The organism is Plantactinospora siamensis (assembly GCF_042434095.1).
Taxonomy (GTDB): Bacteria; Actinomycetota; Actinomycetes; order Mycobacteriales; family Micromonosporaceae; genus KBS50.
Map to the genome: position 1 here is coordinate 435,033 of NZ_JBHLUE010000002.1, position 20,197 is coordinate 455,229.

A 20,197-nucleotide genomic window follows, 5' to 3' on the forward strand; every position below is an offset into this window, starting at 1 on the left:
GTCCACAACCCCTACGGAGGTAATCATGGCCAAGCTGCTGTATTCCGGCACGGTTTCGCTGGACGGCTTTCTCGCCGGCCCGGACGGCGACATGTCCTGGGCCACCCCCCACCTGGGTCCCAATCCCGAGATCGACGACCTCATCGGCCGGATCGGCGCGCTGCTGGTCGGCCGGCGGACGTTCGGCGGCGACGATCCGTACCGGGACGACCCGGAAAGGGCCGGAAAGGCCTTCGGCGGCGGTTGGAGCGGCCCGCAGTTCGTGCTCACCCACCGGCCACCGGCCACCGCCGCGCCCGACGTCACCTTCGTGACCGAGCTGGCCGAGGGCGTGGCCGCGGCCAGCGCGGCCGCGGGCGACGGCTACGTCAACGTCCTCGGCGCCGACGTGGCGCGGCAGTGCCTGCGGGCGGGCCTGCTCGACGAGCTGCTGTTCTGCGTGGCGCCGGTGCTGCTCGGCGACGGGGTCCGCATTTTCGACCAGCCCGGCGTGCCGGCCGTCCGGCTGGAGCGGCTGAGCGTCACCGCCGTGCCGCACGTTACGAACCTGTGGTATCGGGTGCTCCGGTAGCGAAAAGCCGCCGGCCCGCCCCGGATGGCGGGGCGGGCCGGCGATGCTGGGCTACTTGCCGGCGGGTTGCAGGCAGAGCACCTGCTCCTTGCCGTCCTTCTCCTTGACCACCAGGTGCGGCTGGTTGGCGTCCGGGCACTTGTCGGTGCTCGGCTCCTTGGCGGTCACCTTGTAGGACCCGGCCTCGTCGCAGCTGGCCTTCGCCGGGCTGGAGCCGGACTGCTTGACACAGTCGCCGACGGCCGGGCTGTAGGAGGTGTCGTCACCGCCGCCGCTGAACAGCCACACCGCGCCCAGCGGTATGACCAGCAGCAGCACCGCGGCCGCCAGCACGGCGGCCAGCACCCGCCCGTTGCGGACCTGCGGGGTCGGCGCGGGCTCCTCCTTCGGCGCGTCGGTCGACGACTCCGGCCGGAACGAGTCGAAGCGGTTCTGGTCGGGATCCGTGTTCGTGCCGGGCCGGCCGGCGCCGGGGGCACCGAACCCGTTGGGCCCGGAAGCGGATCCGCCCGGCCCACCGGCCTGGACGCCGCCCGGTCCGCCGAAGCCGTTCGGCACGCCGGCCGAGCCGCCGTAGACGCCCGGCGCTGCCGCGCGACCCGGCGGGCCGGCGTCGCCGGGCCCGAAGCCGCCCGCGCCGCCGAAGCCGCCGGGACCGCCGTTCGGGATGCCGGACCCACCGGCCGGATCGGGGCCGCCGAAGCCCGGCCCGGACCCGCCGAAGTCGGGGCGGTTGCCGGGCCCGCCATAGGTCCCGGGGCCGCCGTTCGGCCGGTCGAAGCCCGGCTCGGCCGGGGGGAACGCGGTGGTGTTCGGCGGGCCGCCGAAGGCGGCGCCGTTGACGTGACCGTTCCGCTGCTCACGCTCGTCCCGAGGCCCACCCGGGAACGACGGGTCGCCCGGGAAGGACGGGTCGGCCCGGAACGACGGATCGCCCGGGAAGGACGGGTCGGCCCGGAACGACGGATCGCCCGGGAAGGACGGACCGACGGTGGTGCGGTCGGGTGGCCGGGGTGGCTCCCAGTCGTCCGGGCGTGGGCCGAACGGCTGCGCGCCCGCCCGCCCGCCGGCACCACCCTGGTCGCGCCCGGCCGGCGAGCCGGGCGGGAAGGCCGCGGGCGAACCGGGCGGGAAGGCGGCCGGCGAGCCGGGCGGGAAACCATCCCGATCGTCGGGCTCGTACGCCGGGGGTCGGCCCGTACCGCGCCGGTCCTCCCGGTCGTTCGTCAGGTCAGCGAAGGGCACGGCCGCGCCGCCGAACACCGGGGCCGGTTCCCCCGCCCGGCCGCCGGGCGGCGCCGACCGGAACTGCTCGTCCGGCTCGTCGTCGCGGCCACCGCCGTACGTCGCCGGTCGGCCGTACACCCCGGGCGTCCGCTGCCCGGGGATGGCCTGCGGCGCCGGGGCGTCCTCGTGCTCGGGCTCCGCCTCATCCGCCGCCGGCCGGCCGTACACCCGCGGCTCCGGGCGCCCGCCGGGGCGCGTGCCGTAGTCGGTGGGTGGCATGACCCGGCTGGCAAGCGGCACCGAGGCGCTGGCCGTGACCGCGGCCCCACCCGGTTCCTCCTCGGCCGACGCCGATGGATCGCGCTGAGCCGCGCCGCCCGGCGAGCCGAGCCGCTGCTGCGGCAGCGGGGTGCCGGAGACCGGTCCGGCCGCCGGTGGTTCGGGCCAGCCGTGCGAAGCGTCCGCCCCGGCAACGTCCTCGTCGGGCCAATCGCCGGCCGCCTGCTCCTCGGCGTGTGCGGCCGCGAGCGCGGCCCCCGGCACCCGGCGAGTCTCCTGTGGAGGCAGCGGGACCGCTCCGGCCGGCGAGATCCCGGGCGCGGGACGCGGCTCGTACCGCGGCGGCTGCCCCTCCCGGTCGTCGCCGGAAGAGTCGTCTCCCGCGGATACCCGCCCGCGCGCCTCGGCGCCGGCCGCGAACGCCGGCCAGGCCTGGTCGCGGACGGCCGCCGACAGCTCACCCGAATCGTGGCTCATCGCACCGAACGCCATGGAGTCGCCGCTGTCCGGCAGGTAGGTTTCCTCGGCCCGGCGGTCCCGCCCGCGCTGCGGCAGTCCGCCGCCGGGAGTCGCCGTGGCTTCGTGACCGCCGGCGGGTGGGGCGTCGTCGTAGCCGCCGGCGGCCGCCGTGCCGTCGTAGCCGCCCGTGGGCGGCGGCTCCGGCGCGGCCGGCTGGGCCACCGCCCAGCCGTCGCCGGGGGTCCACGGCTTCGACGCCTCCGCGCCGGGGGTGGCCGGCGGCGGGATGTCGGCGGTGGCCCAGCGGGGCCGCTCGTCCGACGGTCCGGCGCCGACCTCCGGGGCACGCTCGACCCCGGCCCGGTCGCCGGCCTCCGGCGACCAGTCGGCGGGTCCCGCCGGGTTCGGCGGCGCCCAGGCCGCGGCCGCGGCGGGCGGAACCGACCAGCCGGCCTGGCGCTCCTCGGCCGGGTCCGACCAGCCCGTCGGCGCCGGCTGCGCCGGCCACGGTGCTGGCGGGTTCGGCCCCGGCTGGGCCGGAACGGACGGTTCCGGGCTCCGCCAGCCGCCGGAGGCCGGGCCGGCCTCGCTGCTGTCCTGTACGCCCCAACGGCCCCCCGCCGGTGGCGCCCAACCCGCGGCGTTTCCTGCCCCACCGTGCTCGGCCGCCTCGTCGGGCTGGTCGAACCGGGGTGGCTGGTCCCGCTCGTCGAACGGGGGCGCCGGTGGCCGCCCGTACGTGGTGCCGTGGCCACCGTGCGGCACGGGTCCAGCGGCGCCTCGTGCAGCCTCCTCCGGCTCGTGGCCGGGTCGCTGCGGGCCCTCGGACGTCATGCGCGCGCCTCCTTCGCGTCTCGGCCGGGCGGTTCCGATGGTTGGCGCCGGCCGCCGACTCTCTCTCCGCACGGTAGCCGGTCCGCCGACACGCGGCGCGGGGCGGTGCGGGGGATGACGGCGGATGATCCCGGCGTATCCGGAAAGTCACCGGTCCCGGGCGGTCGGGCGGAGGTCGGCCGTGCCCAACCGTACCGGGCGGTCGGGCCGGGGGGAATCCCGGCCGATCCGCTTGCGGCCCCGGCGGGCCGCCGGCCCCGGTCGGCCCGCCCCCGGGCGCGACAGCCACCCGCCGCCCGGAGCGTCGCCGGCCGGAGCGTCGCGGGCCGGAGCGTCGCGGGCCGGAACGTCGCGGGCCGGAACGCCGACGACCCCGCGCCGGCCGGAGCCGGGCGGGGTCGTCGGGGTGAGGAGGTGGAAGGTCTGTGGGCTCAGCGGAACTGACGCAGCTGCGCCAACATGATCTCGTTGGCAAAGCTGGGCGTCGGAGCGGACTGCAGCGCGCGATCGATGGCCCGAGCGCGGCGGCTGGCGTCCCGGCGGTTCCGGATCCGGTTCATCATGCTCATTTTGTGTCCCCCCGGACGTGTGCTTCCTGGTGCTCCTCCAGTGTGCCGCGTCGCGGGTCGGTAATCCAACGATTATTAGGTGAGCTGTGACACCAGCCGAAGAATCATCGGTCGCCATGGGCCTAGGGCCGAAGTTTCTTGGCTCAACGGAAACGACCGGTGTGCCCGGTGTTTCCACCGCGCACACCGGCCGTTCAGCCGGGAGGTTGTCGTCGGCCCGGTCCTGGCCGGGCCGACGACCTCGGGATCAGGTCCAGGCCAGCAGGGTCGCCTCCGGATCGGCCAGGAACGCCCCGACGTCCGCGAGGAACCTCGACCCGAGCTCGCCGTCGATGATCCGGTGGTCGAAGGAGAGACCCAGGGTGGTGACCTGGCGCGGCTTCACCTTGCCCTTGTGCACCCAGGGCATCTCCCGGACGGCGCCGAAGGCGAGGATGGCCGACTCACCAGGCGGGAGGATGGGCGTGCCGGTGTCCACGCCGAACACGCCCACATTGGTGATCGTGAGCGTGCCACCGGCCATGTCGGCCGGCGCCGTCCGCCCGGACTTGGCGGTCTGCACCAGCGCCGTCATGGCGTCGGCCAGCTCCCGCAGCGACAGCCGGCCGGCATCCTTGATGTTCGGCACGATCAGCCCACGCTCGGTGGCCGCCGCGATGCCCAGGTTGACGTACTCCTTCACCACGATCTCGTCGCCCGCCCAGGACGAGTTGACCATCGGGTGCCGGCGGACCGCGAGCAGGACGGCCTTGGCCACCAGCAGCAGCGGGGAGACCCGGACGTCCCGCCAGTCGCGCTGGGCGCGCAGCCGGTCCAGCGCCCGCATCGACCGGGTCACGTCGACGGTCAGGAACTCCGTGACGTGCGGTGCCGTGAAGGCCGAGCGGGCCATGTTCTCCGCCGTGAGCTTGCGCACCCCCTTGACCGGGATCCGCTGCTCGCGGTCCGGGCCGAAGGACGGGGCCGCGGCGGAAACGCCCGCCGGGGTCACTGCCGGCGCCTCGGCCGCCGGCGTCGCCGGCGTCTCGGCGGCCCGCTGTACGTCCTCCCGGGTGATCGAGCCCAGCGGGCCCGAGCCGGTGAGCCCGGTCAGGTCCACCCCGAGGTCCCGGGCCAGCTTCCGGACCGGCGGCTTGGCCAGCACCACCGTGCCCGCGGCCCCGTTCTGCCGATCATGGACCGGTGGCGCGGGGGTCGCGGCGGGAGCGGCCGCGGCGGTCGGCGCGGGAGCGGCCGCGGCTGGCGTACCGGGGACGGCCTTGCGGGGCCGGCGCTTGGCCGCGGCGGTCCGCGGTCCGTAGCCGACCAGCACCGGCGTGCGGGCCGGGGCGGGGCTACCCTCCATGCCCGGCTCCACGACGCCCTCGGCGGGCGCCACCCGCACGGCGGCCAGCGACGCGGCCGACGGCGTGGGCAGGTCCGACCCGGGCTGGCCGGTGGTGGCCGGGCCACCCACGCCGGACTCGTCGATCGGTCCGGCGCCCGGGTCGGTGTCGATCGCGATGATCGGGGTGCCGACCTCGACGGTCGCGCCCTCCTCCTGGAAGATCGCGTGCACCTGCCCGCCCCACTTGGCGGGGATCTCGACCGCGGCCTTGGCCGTCTCGACCTCCACGATCGGCTGGTTCAGCTCGATCGTGTCGCCGACCGCGACCATCCACTTGAGGATCTCGCCCTCGGTCAGGCCCTCGCCGAGGTCGGGGAGCGGGAACTCCTTGATTCGCGACATTCGGCTCACCATCCGAAGGTGCGGTCGACGGCTTCGAGCACCCGGTCGAGGTCCGGCAGGTACTCCTCCTCCACCCGGGAGGCCGGGTAGGGGGTGTCGAACCCGGTCACCCGCAGCACCGGCGCCTCGAGCGAGTAGAAGCACTCCTCGGTGATCCGGGCCGCGACCTCGGACCCGAGACCCAGGTTGCCCGGCGCCTCGTGCACCACCACGCAGCGTCCGGTGCGGCGGACCGACTCGTACACCGGGCCGAGGTCCAGCGGGGAGAGCGTGCGCAGGTCGATGACCTCCAGCTCCCGGCCGTCCTCCGCGGCCGCCGTCGCGGCGTCCAGCGCCACCCGGACCATCGGACCGTACGCCAGCACCGTGGCGTCCGTGCCGGCCCGCGCCACGCGCGCGGCATGCAGCGGGTACGCCCCGGAGAGCGGGGCGTCCAGCTCCACCGGGCCCTTCTCCCAGTAGCGCCGCTTCGGCTCCAGGAACACGATCGGGTCGTCCGAGGCGATGGCCTGCTGGATCATCGTGTACGCGTCCTGCGGGCTGGCGCAGCTGACGACCTTGAGCCCGGCGGTGTGCGAGAAGTACGCCTCCGGCGACTCGGAGTGGTGCTCGACCGCGCCGATGCCGCCGCCGAACGGGATCCGGATCACCATCGGGATCCGGACCTTGCCCTGCGACCGGTAGTGCATCTTCGCCACCTGCGACACGATCTGGTCGTACGCCGGGTAGACGAAACCGTCGAACTGGATCTCGCACACCGGGCGGTAGCCGCGGATGGCGAGGCCGACGGCCGTGCCGATGATGCCGGACTCGGCGAGCGGGGTGTCCACCACGCGCTGGTCGCCGAAGTCCTTCTGCAGCCCGTCGGTGATCCGGAAGACGCCGCCGAGCTTGCCGACGTCCTCGCCCATGATGACGACCTTGGGGTCGTTCTCCAGGGCCCGCCGCAGGCCCGTGTTCAGGGCCTTTCCGATGGTGAGGGTCTCGGTGGCCATCAGTGCGCGCTCCCCTCGAACGACTCCAGGTACCGGCTGAACTGCTCGCGCTGCACGTCGAGCTCGGCCGATCCGTGCGGGTAGACGTGGTCGAACATGCTGACCGGCTCCGGGTTCGGCATGTTCAGCACCCGCTCGCGCAGGTGCACGGACTCGCGCTTGGCCTGCTCGTCCACCTCGGCAAAGAACGTCTCGTCGGCGATCTGCTGCCGGGTGAGGAAGGCGCGCATCCGGGCGATGGGGTCCTTGGCCTGCCAGGATTCGACCTCGCTGGCGATCCGGTAGCGGGTGGGGTCGTCGGAGGTGGTGTGCGCACCCATCCGGTACGTGTACGCCTCGATCAGGCTCGGGCCTTGGCCCAGGCGCGCGTTGTCCAGCGCCTGGCGGGTCACCGCGTACGAGGCCAGCACGTCGTTGCCGTCCACCCGGATGCCGGGGAAGCCGAAGCCGGCCGCCCGCTGGTAGAGCGGGATGCGCGTCTGCCGCTCCAGCGGCTCGGAGATGGCGTACTGGTTGTTCTGGCAGAAGAAGACCAGCGGGGCGTTGAAGACGCCGGCCCAGACGAACGCCTCGTTGACGTCGCCCTGGCTGGTGGCGCCATCGCCGAAGTAGGCGATCACGGCCTCGCCGTCCTCGCCGCCGGTGCGGCCGTCCATGGTGACGCCCATGGCGTAGCCGGTGGCGTGCAGCGTCTGGGCGCCGATGACGATCGTGTACATGTTGAACTTGAACTCGTTCGGGTCCCAACCGCCCTGGTCGACGCCGCGGAACAGGCCCAGCGGCATGATCGGGTCGATGCCCCGGCAGTAGAGGACGCCGTGCTCGCGATAGGTGGGGAAGGCCATGTCCTGCGGCCGCAGGGCCCGGCCGGAGCCGACCTGGGCCGCCTCCTGGCCGAGCAGGCTGGCCCACAGGCCGAGTTCGCCCTGCCGCTGCAACGCCGTGGCCTCGGCGTCGAGCTTCCGGACCAGCACGAGGTCCCGGTAGAGGCCGCGGTACTCATCGTCGGTGAAGTCGACGCGGTACTCCACGCCGTCCTGACCGACGACGCTGTCGATCCGCTCGCCCTCGGGGGTCAGCAGCTGCACGGGCTCGCTGCTGGGCTGGTCGGCCAGGGGCCGCTTGGATCGGGATGTGGCCCGCTTGCCGCGGGCCGTGACCCCGGGGTCGCCCTTCGCCATCCGTCTCTCCTGTCGTGTGTGCGCCGGCACCGGGGTTGGCCCGACCGCGCAGTTCCATGCGCCGGCCCGACTGCCGTCCGGCCGGACGTGTGCACCGCGCCTAGCCCCGGTCCGGGGTTGCTGCGCGGTCTGGACGGCTTTCCTGACGCCAGATCCGGATCGCCGAACGTCGACCTCCCGTCGCCCCCCGCCGGGTACGCGGGCGGGCCGGCCGGAGTGCCGTTGGTTTCCATATTCGCAGAGGAGGTGAGCGGACCCACAGATCGGTATCCCCGAGCCGGAACCGGGGGGACGGTTGACGGCCTCGTTCGTCACAGACATCCCGGTTTGCCCCGCCCGCCGACCCGGAACGGGAAAGTCGGCACGGTGACACGCTGTACGGATCTGGAAAACCCTCGGTGATTGCGCCACGCTGTGCCGCGGTGATGCCGCCCGAGGAGTCCGGATTCCGTCACGACTTCGCACCGGAACCGGACGCGGTGCCTCATGTCGCCCGCGAGGAGTCCGACCTGTGCCCGAACCCGTCCCGTCCCGCCCGCTCGCCCGGCACCGCGGTTCCGGTGGCGCGCACGCCGACCGCCGGGTCATCGGGATTCACCGGGCCGACGGGTTGGCCGGCCCCGCCCGCCGCTATCTGCTGACCGTGGCGATGCTGGCCGGGACGGCGTCGCTGCCGATCGTCGCGGTGATCACCGCCGGTTCGGCCACCGTACGGGGGGCCGGTGAGCCCGGTTCGGACCTGCCGCCGTTCATCGCCCCGCCCTCGGAGGGGCCGGTGGTGGTCATCCCGCTGCCACCGACCACTCTGCCCGGCGGTCCGCCGTCCTGGACGGGTGACCGGGCCCGCGGCACCCCACCGGCCGGCCCCGCGGTCCATCCGGCGCGGCCTCGGCCGACGCGACGCGAACGCCCGGCGCTCCCGGCCGTACCCGCGCCGTTGCCGCCCGGGAGGCCCGCCGGCGACCCGTCGCCGACCGGATCGGCGCAGACCGACCCGTGGCCGTCGCCCACGGGTCCAAGCCCGACACCCACCCCGAGCGGCCCGACACCGGAGCCGCCCCCGCCCCCGGTGCCGACGCCATCGCAGAGCCCGACCCCGACGCCATCGCGGAGCCCGACCCCGACGCCGTCGCGGAGCCCGACCCCGACGCCATCGGGAAGCGCGACCCGAACGCCCACCCCGACCCCGTCAGGGAGCCGGAGGCCCAGCCCGGGCGCGCCGACCCCAACCCCCAGCCCAGCCGGGACGCCGAGCCCCATGCCGAGCACTTCGAGCCCCATGCCGAGCACTCCGGGCGCGACGCCGAGCACTCCGGGCCCCACGCCGAGCACCCCGGGCGCGACGCCGAGCACTCCGGGCCCCACGCCTGCGCCGCCACCGCCGAGCATCCTTAACCCGTCGCCGGGCACTCCGTACCCGCCGCAGAGGGATCCCGACCGGAACCCGTGATCGTTGGCGGATTCGGGCGTCGACACGCCGCACAAGCGCGCCGTTTTCAAGCAACGATCACCCCGAGAGCGGACCTCGACCGGTCCGGCGCCGGGTCAGTCGTCGCCGAGGCGTTGGCGGTTGTCCTCGATCCAGGCGTTCAGGGCGTCCGGGTCGTTCGGGTCCACCCCGTCGGCCATCAGCTGGGCCACCGCCGCGGTCGCCGGGCTGCGGCGCTCGCCCGTGGTGTAGAGCCGGACGAACTCCGGGATCATCTCCTCGACCGCGCTGTCGGTCTGCTCCACGGCCTGCGCCGGCAGGCCCCGCCGCCGGGTGGCGTACGTGGCCCAGGCCCGCACCACCCGGGGCAGCATGGCGGCGTCGTCCATGTCCAGCACCGCCCGCCGGTGCACCCAGTCCAGCAGGAACAGCCCGGCCACCGCCGGACTCCAGCGCAGCGGATCCGGCTCCGGCAGAGTGCCGGCGTGGTCGAGGATCAGGCTCAGGCAGAAGTGCAGCGAGGCCAGGTCGCCGCCGTCGACCTCGTCCAGGCCGTGCCGCAGAGCCTCCGGCGCGGCCAGGAACTCGCGTACCAGCCGGGCGCGCTCCTCCGGCGACATCGGCTCCGGCTCCGGCACCGCGGCGAGCGGCGGCGCCGGCAGCACCGCCAGCCGGGCGCCGACCAGCGCGCGGTCGGTCGCCAGCGAGCCCTCGTCGGGCAGCTCGGCCAGCCCGTCGGTGATGGCCAGGTGCCGGCTGACCTCGGCGCGTAGCCGCACCGGATCCTCGGTGCGGAACCAGGTGAGGTCGTCGCCGTCGCACATCCGCTTCACCTGGTCGAGGATGCCGGCGGCCGGGCCGCCCACAAAGACGTCCTTGGTGATCCCGATGTTGTGGTCCACCAGGGCCACCACGGCGTGTTCCGGCCCGCCGGCCTCGGCGTCCGAGTACGCGAACGTGGCCAGGTAGGAGGTCTGGTCGCCGTACACGTCGCCGTAGGCGTAACTGCCGGTGAGGCGTACCTGGCCCAGCTGGTCGGACCACGACGGCGCCTGGGCGCCCGGTCTGACCGCGGCCGCCCCGGTCGCCTCCGGAACGAGCACGGCGAACACCCGGCGGATCGTGGTGGCCGCGGCGCTGCGCCGCCGGTTGGTCGCGGCCAGGAAGTCACCGACGAACCGGCGCACGGCGGCGTTGCGGTCGTCGTCGGCCAGTGCGTAAACGCTGCCCAGGAGCGCGGTGCCGAGCATCTCGGCGTCCAGCGCGGAATCCAGCCTGGTCACGTCCCGCGCGGCATGGAGCACCGCCTCGTAGGGGGTCTGTGGCGTGGCCATGTCCCGACCCTACGCCGGGCCGCGGGTGCAGAGCACCAGCAGCACGGCCGGAATGCCCACCCCGAGCGCCAGCGCCACCAGGCTGGCCGCCAGGTCGACGCCGCCGAGGGTGCCGTGCCGGAGGAGATGAAACGCCAGGTGGACGCAGGAATAGAGCAGCACGCCGCCCAGCACCACGAGGGTCACCCGCCGGTCGGCCAGCCAGGCCGCCGCGAGCAGCAGCGCGCCGAGGGTGAGGAACGCCGCGCCGAGGTCGGTCACCAGATGCTCGTTGTACGGCGGATACGCGGCCGTCCAGGCGTGACCGAGGCCGGGAAAGCTGTCGAAGAACCAGCGGGGCGCCGCGGCGGCCGGCACCCCCCCAGGAGAGGTACAGCAGGCCGAGCAGGATCATCCCGCCGCGGACCAGGGCGGCGCGGCGCGGGCTCACCGGCCGGACCGGGCCGCCGCGAGCGCCTCGCGGGCCCGCTCGTACGCGGCCAGCACCTCCCGGACCGGCTCGATGACGTGGCCGATGGCCACGCCCGCCACCGCGGTCCGGAGCCGGCGCTCCGCCCGCCGGCGGGCGCGCCGAGCGCCGAGCGCGATGATCGGCCGGGCCAGCAGCGCGATGAGCACGCCGAGCAGCAGGCCGCCCAGCAGGAGCAGCGTGGGCAGCGGCGCCCGGCCGACCATCGGGTAGTCGAGCGGCGGCAGGCCGAGGGCGCGCAGCGCGTACCCGAACACCAGCCAGCCCAGCCCGGCCACCGCGGCCAGCGTGACCAGCCACTGCAGCGCGCCGACCAGCCGCCACCAGATGGGCTTGCGGCGCAGCCCGAGGTCGGTGCCCGCCACCGCGCCGTCCAGCGCGTCGGGCAGGTCGGCCAGCCGGGAGCGGGCGGCCGCGGCCACCGCCTCCGGCCACGGGGTGGCCAGCCCGCGACCGGCCCGGTCGGCGACCCGCCGCACGGCCAGCCCGACGGCCGAGCGTTGCGCCGCGGTGGGATCCGGTACGGAGGTGGCCGAGGTGAGGCTCGTCGCCTCCGCCTCACCCGCGGTGTCCGGGGCGGGGCCGGGCAGGTGCAGCCGGCGCAGCGGATCGGGGCGCAGCTTGCGCCAGCCGCGCACCAGCGGCCAGCCGGTGGAGCCGGCGGCCCGGTGCCGGTACGCGCGCTCGGTGGCCTCGACGACCGCCGGCACCCCGGCCACCCCGGCCAGCGCGTCGGTGAGCCCGGGCAGGCTGGCCCGGTCGAGGTCGTCCGGCGCCGGCGCCGGTCCCATCAGCGGCGTCAGCGCGTCGACCACGGCGTCGGCGTCGCCGGAGAGCCGGCGCAGCGCGGCCTGCCGTTCGCCGACCGTGGACTGCAGGGTGCTCCGTAGGTCGGCCAGCGCCGCTGGGTCGACCGCCGAGGTGGCCAGCACGGGCACTCCGGACAACCCGTCGCGGTCCAGCAGCCGGCGCAGGTCGGCCAGCACCCGGGGCACCTCGGCGGCCGGCAGTCGGTCGGTCTGGTTGAGCACCACCACGGTGACGTCGCGGTGCCGGTGGAACTCCCGCAGGTAGCTCTCGTGCACCACCCGGTCGGCGTACTTCTGCGGATCGACCACCCAGACCACCAGGTCGACGAGGCCGAGCAGCCGGTCGACCTCGCGGCGGTGGCTCTGCTGCACCGAGTCGAAGTCCGGCAGGTCGAGCAGGACCAGGCCGCGCAGCGCCGCCTCGTCCTCGGCGTCCAGCTGGCTCTCCCGGACGAACCGGTTGCGCGGCAGCACGCCGAGCCAGTCGAGCAGCCGTACCGCGCCCTCCGGGGGGCCCCAGACACACGCGTACGTGACGCCGGTGGTGGGCCGGCGCACGCCCACGGGCGAGAGGTCGATCCGGGCCAGCGCGTTGAACAGGCTGGACTTGCCGCTGCCGGTGGCGCCGGCCAGCGCCACCACCGTGTGGTCGCGGGACAGCGCCAACCGGTCGCCGGCCCGTTCCACCAGGGTGTGCGCGGGACCGAGCCGGTCGTCCGGCAGGTGGCCCTCGACGAGGTCGATGAACCGGCGTACCGCCGCCACCCGGTCGACCAGGACGTCCGGATCGATCCGGCGGTCTCCGGTGAGCGCCTCCCGGAACCGGCCCACGATGCCGGTCACCGCTCGTCCCCGGGCAGGGTGAGCGGGGCGCCCCGGGTCAGCCCGGCGCGCCGGCGCGCGGCCTCGACGTCGGCCGCGGCGACCCGGAGGCGCTCCGCGGCCTGGGCGTCGACGCCGGCCGCGCCGGTCCGGGCGTGGAACCGGGCGGCCTCGGTCTCCAGCAGCTCCGACACCCGCTCCAGCAGGTCCACCCGGGCCTGCGCGGCGAGGTTGCGTACCGCCTGGTCGCCGAAGATGGCCTGCAGCACGACCTGGCCGGCCAGGGTGGTGCCGGCCCCGGTGGCCACCTCCAGGCCGGTCGGGATGAAGGCCGTGGAGGCGAAGACCGCGATGGTGACGGCCAGGCCCATGGCGTTCACCGCGTACGCCGCGGTTCGGGCGATGAACCGGCGGTCGCCGCCCTCGGCGCGGACGAGTTCCAGCACGCCCCGCTGCCACTCCCGGACCAGCCGCTCGGCGCGTTCGGCGAAGTCGTCGGCCGGCCGGGCGAGCGAGGGCTCCAGCAGCGCCGCCCCGGCCGGGTGCGCCTGCCAGCCGGTGTACGCCGCCTCGGCCGCGTCCGCGGCCACGCCGCGGAGCAGGGTCACCAGCTGGGACTCGATGGCCGTCCGCAGCTCGTGACCGGGGGCGGGTCGGCCGGTCACCGCGGCCACCACCCGGTCCCGCAGCCGGCCGATCCGGGCCTCCAGGGTGCGGAACAGCTCGCCCGTGCCGACGAACTCCTGCCACCGGGCCAGCACCTCGCCGCGCAGCAGCCGGCCGTCGCGGACGCCCTGCTCGACGGTCCGGCGCGCGTTCCGGTATGCCCCGGTCACCCGCTCGTCGAGCGTCGCGGCGGCCCGGGTCTGCTCCTCGCCGGCCGCGGCCAGCCGGCCCACCGCCGGGCCGAGCGCGGTCAGCGCGCCGTCCAGGGTCTGCCGGACCACCGCGGCCCGGGCCTGCCCGTCCGCGGCGAGCCGGCCGAACCAGCTACGCAGGTCGCCGACCGCCCGTTCCGGCAGCAGGCCCTGACCGTCCACGGTCGTCTCCGGCAGCACGAACAGCGGGGCGGCCGCGAGATCGTGCGCGGCCAGCATCTCGGCGAGGTGTCCGGCGATCTCGTCGGCGGCCTCGGGCGGCACCCGGTCCAGGACCAGCGCGATGACCGTGCCGCGTTCCCGGGCGGTCTGCAGCAGCTCCCACGGCACCGCGTCGGCGTACCGGGCCGCGGTGGTGACGAACAGCCACAGGTCGGCGGCGGCCAGCAGCTGGGCCGCGAGGGCCCGGTTGGCGTCCACCACCGAGTCGATGTCCGGGGCGTCGAGGAAGGCCAGCCCGGGGGTGAGGGCCGGGGCCGCGACCAGTTGCAGCGTGTTCGGATCGCTCCCCGGTTCGTTCGTGCGGGTGAGCCCGGGCAGCAGCTCGCCCTGCCGGAACCAGCCGGTGTCGGCGGGGCTGCACACCAGCACGGGGGCGCGGGTGGTCGGCCGGAGCACGCCCGAGGCGCTGACCCGCGCCCGGACGAGGCTGTTGACCAGGGTCGACTTGCCGGCGCCGGTGGAGCCGCCGACCACCACGAGCAGCGGCGCGTCCAGCCGGGCCAACCGCGGCAGGAGGTAGTCGTCGAGCTGCCCGATCACCGTGTGGGCGGTCCGGCTCGCCTCGTTGGCCGAGGGCAGCACCAGCGGGAAGCGCGCCCCGGCCACCGCCGTTCGCAGCTCCCCGAGGGCAGCGCTGAGGTCCGGCTCGGCGGAGGCCGGGGTTTCCCCGGCCGAGCGCGGGGCAGATTCGAGGGGCGGGGCTGCCGCGCCCGCTGTGGCCGGCTCGCCCTGGGTCGTCACGGGTAAAGGGTGCCCGATCGATCCAACGCCGACAACCGGACACCCGGGCGAGTACCTCCGCCGGCGGTTCGGTCGGGCGTCCGAGCGGGGAATATCCGGACATTCGGCAGACTTGCGTAAGGCAGACTCAACCTCGACTTGACGCCACGGGTGATCGTGGCAGTATTGAGTCAGAGGCACTCAACTTGTGTCGGGCCGGCTCGTCAGTGGCCCGCCACCTGCTCTAGTAGCGAAGCGAGGAAGCGAACATGGCACGTGCGGTCGGTATCGACCTCGGCACGACGAACTCCTGCGTCAGCGTTCTCGAGGGCGGTGAGCCCACCGTCATCGCGAACGCCGAGGGCTCGCGGACGACTCCGTCGATCGTCGCGTTCGCCCGGAACGGTGAGGTGCTCGTCGGCGAGGTCGCCAAGCGTCAGGCGGTGACCAACCCGGACCGGACCATCCGGTCGGTCAAGCGGGAGGTCGGCACCAACTGGACCGTCGACATCGACGGCAAGAAGTACACGCCGCAGGAGATCTCCGCGCGCACCCTCATGAAGCTCAAGCGGGACGCCGAGGCCTACCTGGGCGAGCAGATCACCGATGCGGTGATCACCGTTCCGGCCTACTTCAACGACGCGCAGCGGCAGGCCACCAAGGAGGCCGGTGAGATCGCCGGCTTCAACGTGCTGCGGATCGTGAACGAGCCGACCGCGGCGGCGCTGGCGTACGGCCTGGACAAGGGCTCCAAGGAGCAGACCGTCCTGGTCTTCGACCTGGGCGGTGGCACGTTCGACGTGTCGCTGCTGGAGCTCGCCGAGGGCGTCATCGAGGTCAAGTCCACCAGCGGCGACAACCACCTCGGTGGCGACGACTGGGACCAGCGGATCATCGACCACCTGGTCAAGACGTTCCGCGGCGAGCAGGGCATCGACCTGTCGCAGGACAAGATGGCCATGCAGCGGCTCCGCGAGGCGGCCGAGAAGGCCAAGATCGAGCTGTCCGCGGCCACTACCACCAACATCAACCTGCCGTACATCACGGCGGGTCAGGCCGGCCCGCTGCACCTGGACGTGACGCTGAGCCGGGCGGAGTTCCAGCGGATGAGCCAGGACCTGCTGGACCGCTGCAAGGGCCCGTTCGAGCAGGCCATCAAGGACGCCGGGATCAAGGTCGCGGACGTCGACCACGTGATCCTGGTCGGCGGCTCGACCCGGATGCCGGCGGTCACCGACCTGGTGAAGCAGCTGACCGGCAAGGAGCCGAACAAGGGCGTCAACCCGGACGAGGTCGTGGCCGTGGGCGCCGCCCTGCAGGCCGGCGTGCTCAAGGGCGAGGTCAAGGACGTCCTGCTGCTGGACGTCACCCCGCTGAGCCTGGGCATCGAGACCAAGGGCGGCATCTTCACCAAGCTGATCGAGCGCAACACCACCATCCCGACCAAGCGGTCGGAGGTCTTCACCACGGCCGACGACAACCAGCCGTCGGTGCTCATCCAGGTGTTCCAGGGTGAGCGGGAGATCGCCGCGTACAACAAGAAGCTCGGCACCTTCGAGCTCACCGGCCTGCCGCCGGCGCCGCGCGGCGTGCCGCAGATCGAGGTGGCGTTCGACATCGACGCCAACGGCATCGTGCACGTGCACGCCAAGGACCTCGGCACCGGCAAGGAGCAGTCGATGACCATCACCGGCGGCTCGGCGCTGCCGAAGGATGACATCGAGCGGATGATGCGCGACGCCCAGGAGCACGCCGACGACGACAAGCGGCGGCGCGAGGAGGCGGAGACCCGCAACCTCGCCGAGCAGCTCCAGTGGCAGACCGAGAAGTTCCTGGCCGAGAGCGGCGAGAAGCTGCCCGCGGAGAACCGGGAGCAGATCAACGAGGCCCTCGGCGACCTGCGTGGCGCGCTCGGCGGCAGCGACCTCGAGAAGATCAAGTCGGCGCACGAGAAGCTCGCGCAGGTCTCCCAGCAGGCCGGCTCGCTGCTGTACGCGCAGCAGCAGGGCGAGGCCGGCCAGCAGGCGGGCCCCGGTGCCCCCGGCGCCGGTACGGCCGGCCCGGGTGCGGCCGGCGCAACCGGTGCGACCGGTCCGGACGACGTCGTCGACGCGGAGATCGTGGACGAGGACGACAAGAAGTGACCTGCCGCTCCACCATGCACAAGATTGAGGTAGATAAATGACGGACAAGCCACGACACGCCAAGGCCGGCGACGCCGGCCCGGCGCAGGGTGGCTCGGTGCCGGGCACGTCCGCCCGGGATGACGCGGCGGACGCCGGCCCGGCGAACCCGGCCGGCGAGCGCGTCGTCATCCGGGACAAGCGCCGGGTCGATCCGTCCGGCGGCAAGGGCGAGCCGACCGACCCGCCGGCCGACGGTGACCAGGCGGACGGCACCGGGGACGCCGAGGTCAAGCCGGAGACCAGCACCGAGGCCGAGCTCGCCGACGAGTCGGCCGAGCGGGCCGCCGAGGCCGAGGCCGAGGCGGCCGCCACCACCGGCGGCGACACGCCGGTGGTGGACGCCCCGGCGGAGCCGCTGGACTCCGCGGCGAACCGGTCCGGCGCCCTGGGCGCCGAGCTGGAGGCGCTGCGGGCCGAGCTCGACGAGCGGACCCGGGACGTTCAGCGGGTCTCGGCCGAGTACGCCAACTACCGCAAGCGGGTCGACCGGGACCGCGGCCTCCAGGCCGAGCAGACCACCGGGACCGTGCTGACCGCGTTGCTGCCGATCCTGGACGACCTGGATCGGGCGCGCGAGCACGGCGACCTGGTGGGTCCGTTCGGCACGGTCGCCGAGCAGCTCACCGCGGCGCTCGGCAAGTTCGGGCTGGCCGCGTTCGGTGAGAAGGGTGACCAGTTCGACCCGACCCGGCACGAGGCGGTCGCGCACCAGACGTCCGCCGAGGTCACCGAGCCGACGTGCGTCGAGGTGATGCGGCGCGGCTACCAGCTGGGCGAGCGGCTGCTGCGGCCCGCGCTGGTGGCGGTCGCCGACCCGGAATAGCTACGTCGGGGATCGTCGGCGCCCGTCCGGCCGGACGGGCGCCGACGATCCGGGCCAGGAGTGCAGGGAAGGGGGTGGACAGATGAGTTCCAAGGACTGGCTGGAAAAGGATTTCTACGCCGAGCTGGGGGTGGGCAGGTCCGCCTCCGCAGACGAGATCAAGAAGTCGTACCGGAAGCTGGCCCGGGAGTTGCACCCGGACCGCAACCCCGGCAACGCCGAGGCCGAGTCGCGGTTCAAGGCCGTCTCCGAGGCCTACTCGGTGCTGTCCGACGAGCGCAAGCGCAAGGAGTACGACGAGATGCGCTCGCTGTTCGGCTCGGGGGCGTTCCGGCGGAACGCGCAGGCCGGCGCGGGTGGGCCGGGCGGCGTCCCGTTCGACGTGTCCGACCTGTTCGGTGGCGCGGGTGGCGGCCCGGGTGGCGCCGCGGGTGGCCGCTTCGGGGGCGGCTTCTCGGACCTGTTCGGCACGCTGTTCAACGGCGGCGCCGGCACCACGACGCGGCCGCGCGGGCCCGCCCGGGGCCGGGACGTCGAGGCCGAGGTGGCGGTCGACTTCGCGGACGCGGTCCGCGGGGTGACGCTGCCGCTGACGTTGCGCGCCCCGGGGGTGTGCGACGTCTGCCACGGCAACGGCGCCAAGCCGGGAACCAGCCCGCGCACCTGCCCGGTGTGCAAGGGCGCCGGCGTGGTGAGCCGGGACCAGGGCGCGTTCAGCTTCGCCGAGCCGTGCCGCGAGTGCCAGGGCGTGGGCACGATCGTCGACGAGAAGTGCCCGGAGTGCCGCGGGACGGGCGGGGTCACCAAGACCCGGACGATCACCGTGCGCTTCCCGGCCGGGGTGGCCGACGGGCAGCGGATCCGGCTGTCGGGCCGGGGCGAGCCGGGCGATCGCGGCGGTCCGCCCGGCGACCTGTTCGTGCTGGTCCGGGTCCGCCCGGACGACCTGTTCGGGCGCAGCGGCGACGACCTGACGCTCACCGTGCCGGTCACGTTCGCCGAGGCGGTGCTCGGCACCGACCTGCGGGTGCCGACCATGGACGGCGCCGTGACGCTGCGGGTGCCCCCGGGCACGCCGAGCGGACGGGTCCTGCGGGCCCGCGGCAAGGGCGTGGCCCGACGCGACGGCCAGCCGGGCGATCTGCTGGTGACCATCGAGGTGATCGTGCCGGAGCAGGTGTCCGGCGAGGCCAGGGCGGCGCTGGAGACCTTCGCCGCGCAGACCCCGGGAGCGGGTCGGGAACGTCTCGACGCCCGGGTACGTCGTGTCAGTTGAGCGGCCGTCGACCGGAGGTGCTCACGATGGCTGAGGAGTTCATCATTTCGGTCGCCCAGGCGTCCGACGCCAAGGTGCTGATGATCTCGGTGGCGGCCCGGATGGCCGGCATGCATCCGCAGACGCTGCGGCAGTACGACCGGCTCGGGCTGGTGCAGCCCGGCCGGGCGGCCGGCGGCGGTCGGCGGTACAGCGTGCGGGACGTGGCCCTGCTCCGCGAGGTGCAGCGGCTCAGCCAGGACGACGGCGTCAACCTGGCCGGCATCAAGCGGATCATCGAGCTGGAACAGGCGGTCGACGGGCTGCGGCAGCGGCTCGCGCAGGCCCAGCAGCAGCTGGCCGCGGCGTACGAGCGGATCGCCCAACTGGAGGCGGCCCGGCCGTTCCCGCGGGCCGACCTGGTGCCCACCTCGCGGCCCTCGACGGCGCTCGTGGTGTGGCGACCGATCCGCCCGGAAGACCGGTCTTAGGCCGGTTCTGCCCGCGCGGGTCCGTCGGCTCCACTATTCTGACCTTTGGGTTCGTATTGCATAATCCGGACCAAATGGGGGCAGCGCCATGGCCGATCCGTTCCGCAAGATGACCGAGAAGGTCCGGGACACGCTCGGCGCCACCGAGCCCGTCGACGCACGCGCCGACGGCGAGGAGGGCGAGCAGTTGACCGAGGGCCGCTATGTCGATCAGGTCGACCACGGTCAGGATCAGGCCCGCGAGCAGGTACGCCAGGCGAAGGGCCGGCGCGCCGGAGGCTGACGCGGGTCGTGGCGGCGATGCTGCGGGCCGGGATCCACGGGGGCTCCCGGCCCGCGTCCCGTCCGCGCCGACGTCCGCCCGCCGCGACGCGGGCGTTTCGCTTGCCGCGTTCCGGACGGCGCAGCGGTACGCCTACAGTCGCCGGCCGCTGCGGACCAGGCCGCCCTCGCACCAGTCGTGATAGTCGAACAGCTCCGGCCGGGCCAGCAGCATCCGGCAGTTGTGCGCCCAGGTCAGCATCGACTCGTCGCCCTCGCGCTCGGCCCGCTCCACCAGCTTGCGCAGCCGGCGCCGGGGATGGGCGCGGAACTTCGTCCGAATCCCGTCGGCCGAGTAGATGTAGAGGCAGTGCTGGGCGAACCGGCGCGCCGGGCAGGTGCGGTCCATGGCCAGGTCGAACAGCGTGCCCACCAGGTGGTCGCCGGAGACCAGCAGGTCCCAGTCCGGCGGCATCGAGTGCAGCGGAACGGAGTCCGGCTGGTAAGCCCAGGCTCGCAACTCGGTTGCGCTGGGGTCGACCGGATTGGCGAAGCCGTGGAACGTCGACTCCTGCACGCTCACCCCGGAAAGAACCTTCCGCTCGCGGCGGTGGTGGTGGTTACCCGGGAGTATCCGTCCGGGCACCATCGGCT

General features: G+C 74.4%; 18 protein-coding genes. 7 read left to right on the forward strand and 11 right to left on the reverse strand.

Annotation, left to right across the window (positions count from 1 at the left end):
* Positions 1–25 precede the first annotated feature (25 nt).
* Complete coding sequence (locus tag ACFFHU_RS03580; RefSeq protein WP_377335596.1) at positions 26–571, forward strand: dihydrofolate reductase family protein; 546 nt, start codon at positions 26–28, stop codon at positions 569–571.
* A 51-nt stretch (positions 572–622) separates the two neighbouring features.
* Here the strand turns inward: ACFFHU_RS03580 and ACFFHU_RS03585 are convergent, their stop codons facing one another.
* The 6 genes from ACFFHU_RS03585 to ACFFHU_RS03610 all read right to left on the reverse strand — a co-directional run bounded on the left by ACFFHU_RS03585 (position 623) and on the right by ACFFHU_RS03610 (position 8,630).
* The gene (locus ACFFHU_RS03585) at positions 623–3,370 is read right to left on the reverse strand and encodes an LppU/SCO3897 family protein (protein ID WP_377335598.1); all 2,748 of its coding nucleotides are present in this window, start codon (positions 3,368–3,370) and stop codon (positions 623–625) included.
* A gap of 431 nt (positions 3,371–3,801) precedes the next feature.
* A complete protein-coding gene (locus ACFFHU_RS03590; RefSeq protein WP_377335600.1) occupies positions 3,802–3,939 on the reverse strand; it encodes a hypothetical protein in 138 nt (45 codons plus the stop codon).
* A gap of 247 nt (positions 3,940–4,186) precedes the next feature.
* On the reverse strand, positions 4,187–5,668 hold the full coding sequence (locus ACFFHU_RS03595; protein WP_377335602.1) for a dihydrolipoamide acetyltransferase family protein: 1,482 nt from the start codon (positions 5,666–5,668) through the stop codon (positions 4,187–4,189).
* Positions 5,669–5,673: 5 nt separating this feature from the next.
* Positions 5,674–6,663 carry an alpha-ketoacid dehydrogenase subunit beta gene (locus tag ACFFHU_RS03600; RefSeq protein ID WP_377335604.1) on the reverse strand — a complete coding sequence of 330 codons (990 nt, stop codon included), beginning with the start codon at positions 6,661–6,663 and terminating at the stop codon, positions 5,674–5,676.
* Positions 6,663–7,844, reverse strand: coding sequence for a pyruvate dehydrogenase (acetyl-transferring) E1 component subunit alpha (pdhA, locus tag ACFFHU_RS03605; protein ID WP_377335606.1), 1,182 nt, complete (start codon positions 7,842–7,844; stop codon positions 6,663–6,665). The genes ACFFHU_RS03600 and pdhA overlap by 1 nt, the downstream gene beginning before the upstream one ends.
* Before the next feature lie 630 nt (positions 7,845–8,474).
* Complete coding sequence (locus ACFFHU_RS03610) at positions 8,475–8,630, reverse strand: hypothetical protein (protein WP_377335608.1); 156 nt, start codon at positions 8,628–8,630, stop codon at positions 8,475–8,477.
* 210 nt (positions 8,631–8,840) lie between these two features.
* On the opposite strand from ACFFHU_RS03610, the gene ACFFHU_RS03615 reads away from it, so the two are divergent.
* Positions 8,841–9,239 carry a hypothetical protein gene (locus ACFFHU_RS03615; RefSeq protein WP_377335610.1) on the forward strand — a complete coding sequence of 133 codons (399 nt, stop codon included), beginning with the start codon at positions 8,841–8,843 and terminating at the stop codon, positions 9,237–9,239.
* A 150-nt stretch (positions 9,240–9,389) separates the two neighbouring features.
* Here the strand turns inward: ACFFHU_RS03615 and ACFFHU_RS03620 are convergent, their stop codons facing one another.
* The 4 genes from ACFFHU_RS03620 to ACFFHU_RS03635 form a co-directional block, all read right to left on the reverse strand.
* Entirely contained in the window at positions 9,390–10,607 is a 1,218-nt protein-coding gene (locus ACFFHU_RS03620) for a hypothetical protein (protein WP_377335612.1), read from the reverse strand.
* A 9-nt stretch (positions 10,608–10,616) separates the two neighbouring features.
* Positions 10,617–10,964 carry a hypothetical protein gene (locus ACFFHU_RS03625; RefSeq protein WP_377335614.1) on the reverse strand — a complete coding sequence of 116 codons (348 nt, stop codon included), beginning with the start codon at positions 10,962–10,964 and terminating at the stop codon, positions 10,617–10,619.
* Between the two features lie 69 nt (positions 10,965–11,033).
* On the reverse strand, positions 11,034–12,728 hold the full coding sequence (locus ACFFHU_RS03630) for a GTPase (protein WP_377335616.1): 1,695 nt from the start codon (positions 12,726–12,728) through the stop codon (positions 11,034–11,036).
* On the reverse strand, positions 12,725–14,548 hold the full coding sequence (locus ACFFHU_RS03635; protein WP_377335618.1) for a GTPase family protein: 1,824 nt from the start codon (positions 14,546–14,548) through the stop codon (positions 12,725–12,727). Before ACFFHU_RS03635 ends, ACFFHU_RS03630 begins: the two co-directional genes overlap by 4 nt.
* Positions 14,549–14,796: 248 nt before the next feature.
* Here ACFFHU_RS03635 and dnaK point away from each other — a divergent pair, with 248 nt between their 5' ends.
* The 5 genes from dnaK (at position 14,797) to ACFFHU_RS03660 (ending at position 19,565) form a co-directional block, all read left to right on the forward strand.
* Positions 14,797–16,671, forward strand: a complete 1,875-nt coding sequence (gene dnaK, locus ACFFHU_RS03640) for a molecular chaperone DnaK (protein ID WP_377335620.1) — start codon at positions 14,797–14,799, stop codon at positions 16,669–16,671.
* Between the two features lie 37 nt (positions 16,672–16,708).
* Positions 16,709–17,536, forward strand: a complete 828-nt coding sequence (gene grpE / locus ACFFHU_RS03645; RefSeq protein ID WP_377335622.1) for a nucleotide exchange factor GrpE — start codon at positions 16,709–16,711, stop codon at positions 17,534–17,536.
* Between the two features lie 82 nt (positions 17,537–17,618).
* Positions 17,619–18,812, forward strand: a complete 1,194-nt coding sequence (dnaJ, locus tag ACFFHU_RS03650; protein WP_377335624.1) for a molecular chaperone DnaJ — start codon at positions 17,619–17,621, stop codon at positions 18,810–18,812.
* A gap of 26 nt (positions 18,813–18,838) precedes the next feature.
* On the forward strand, positions 18,839–19,282 hold the full coding sequence (locus tag ACFFHU_RS03655) for a heat shock protein transcriptional repressor HspR (RefSeq protein ID WP_377335626.1): 444 nt from the start codon (positions 18,839–18,841) through the stop codon (positions 19,280–19,282).
* Between the two features lie 88 nt (positions 19,283–19,370).
* Entirely contained in the window at positions 19,371–19,565 is a 195-nt protein-coding gene (locus tag ACFFHU_RS03660) for a hypothetical protein (RefSeq protein ID WP_377335628.1), read from the forward strand.
* Positions 19,566–19,697: 132 nt separating this feature from the next.
* Here ACFFHU_RS03660 and ACFFHU_RS03665 read toward each other — a convergent pair whose 3' ends face one another.
* Complete coding sequence (locus ACFFHU_RS03665) at positions 19,698–20,126, reverse strand: hypothetical protein (protein WP_377335630.1); 429 nt, start codon at positions 20,124–20,126, stop codon at positions 19,698–19,700.
* Positions 20,127–20,197 lie beyond the last annotated feature (71 nt).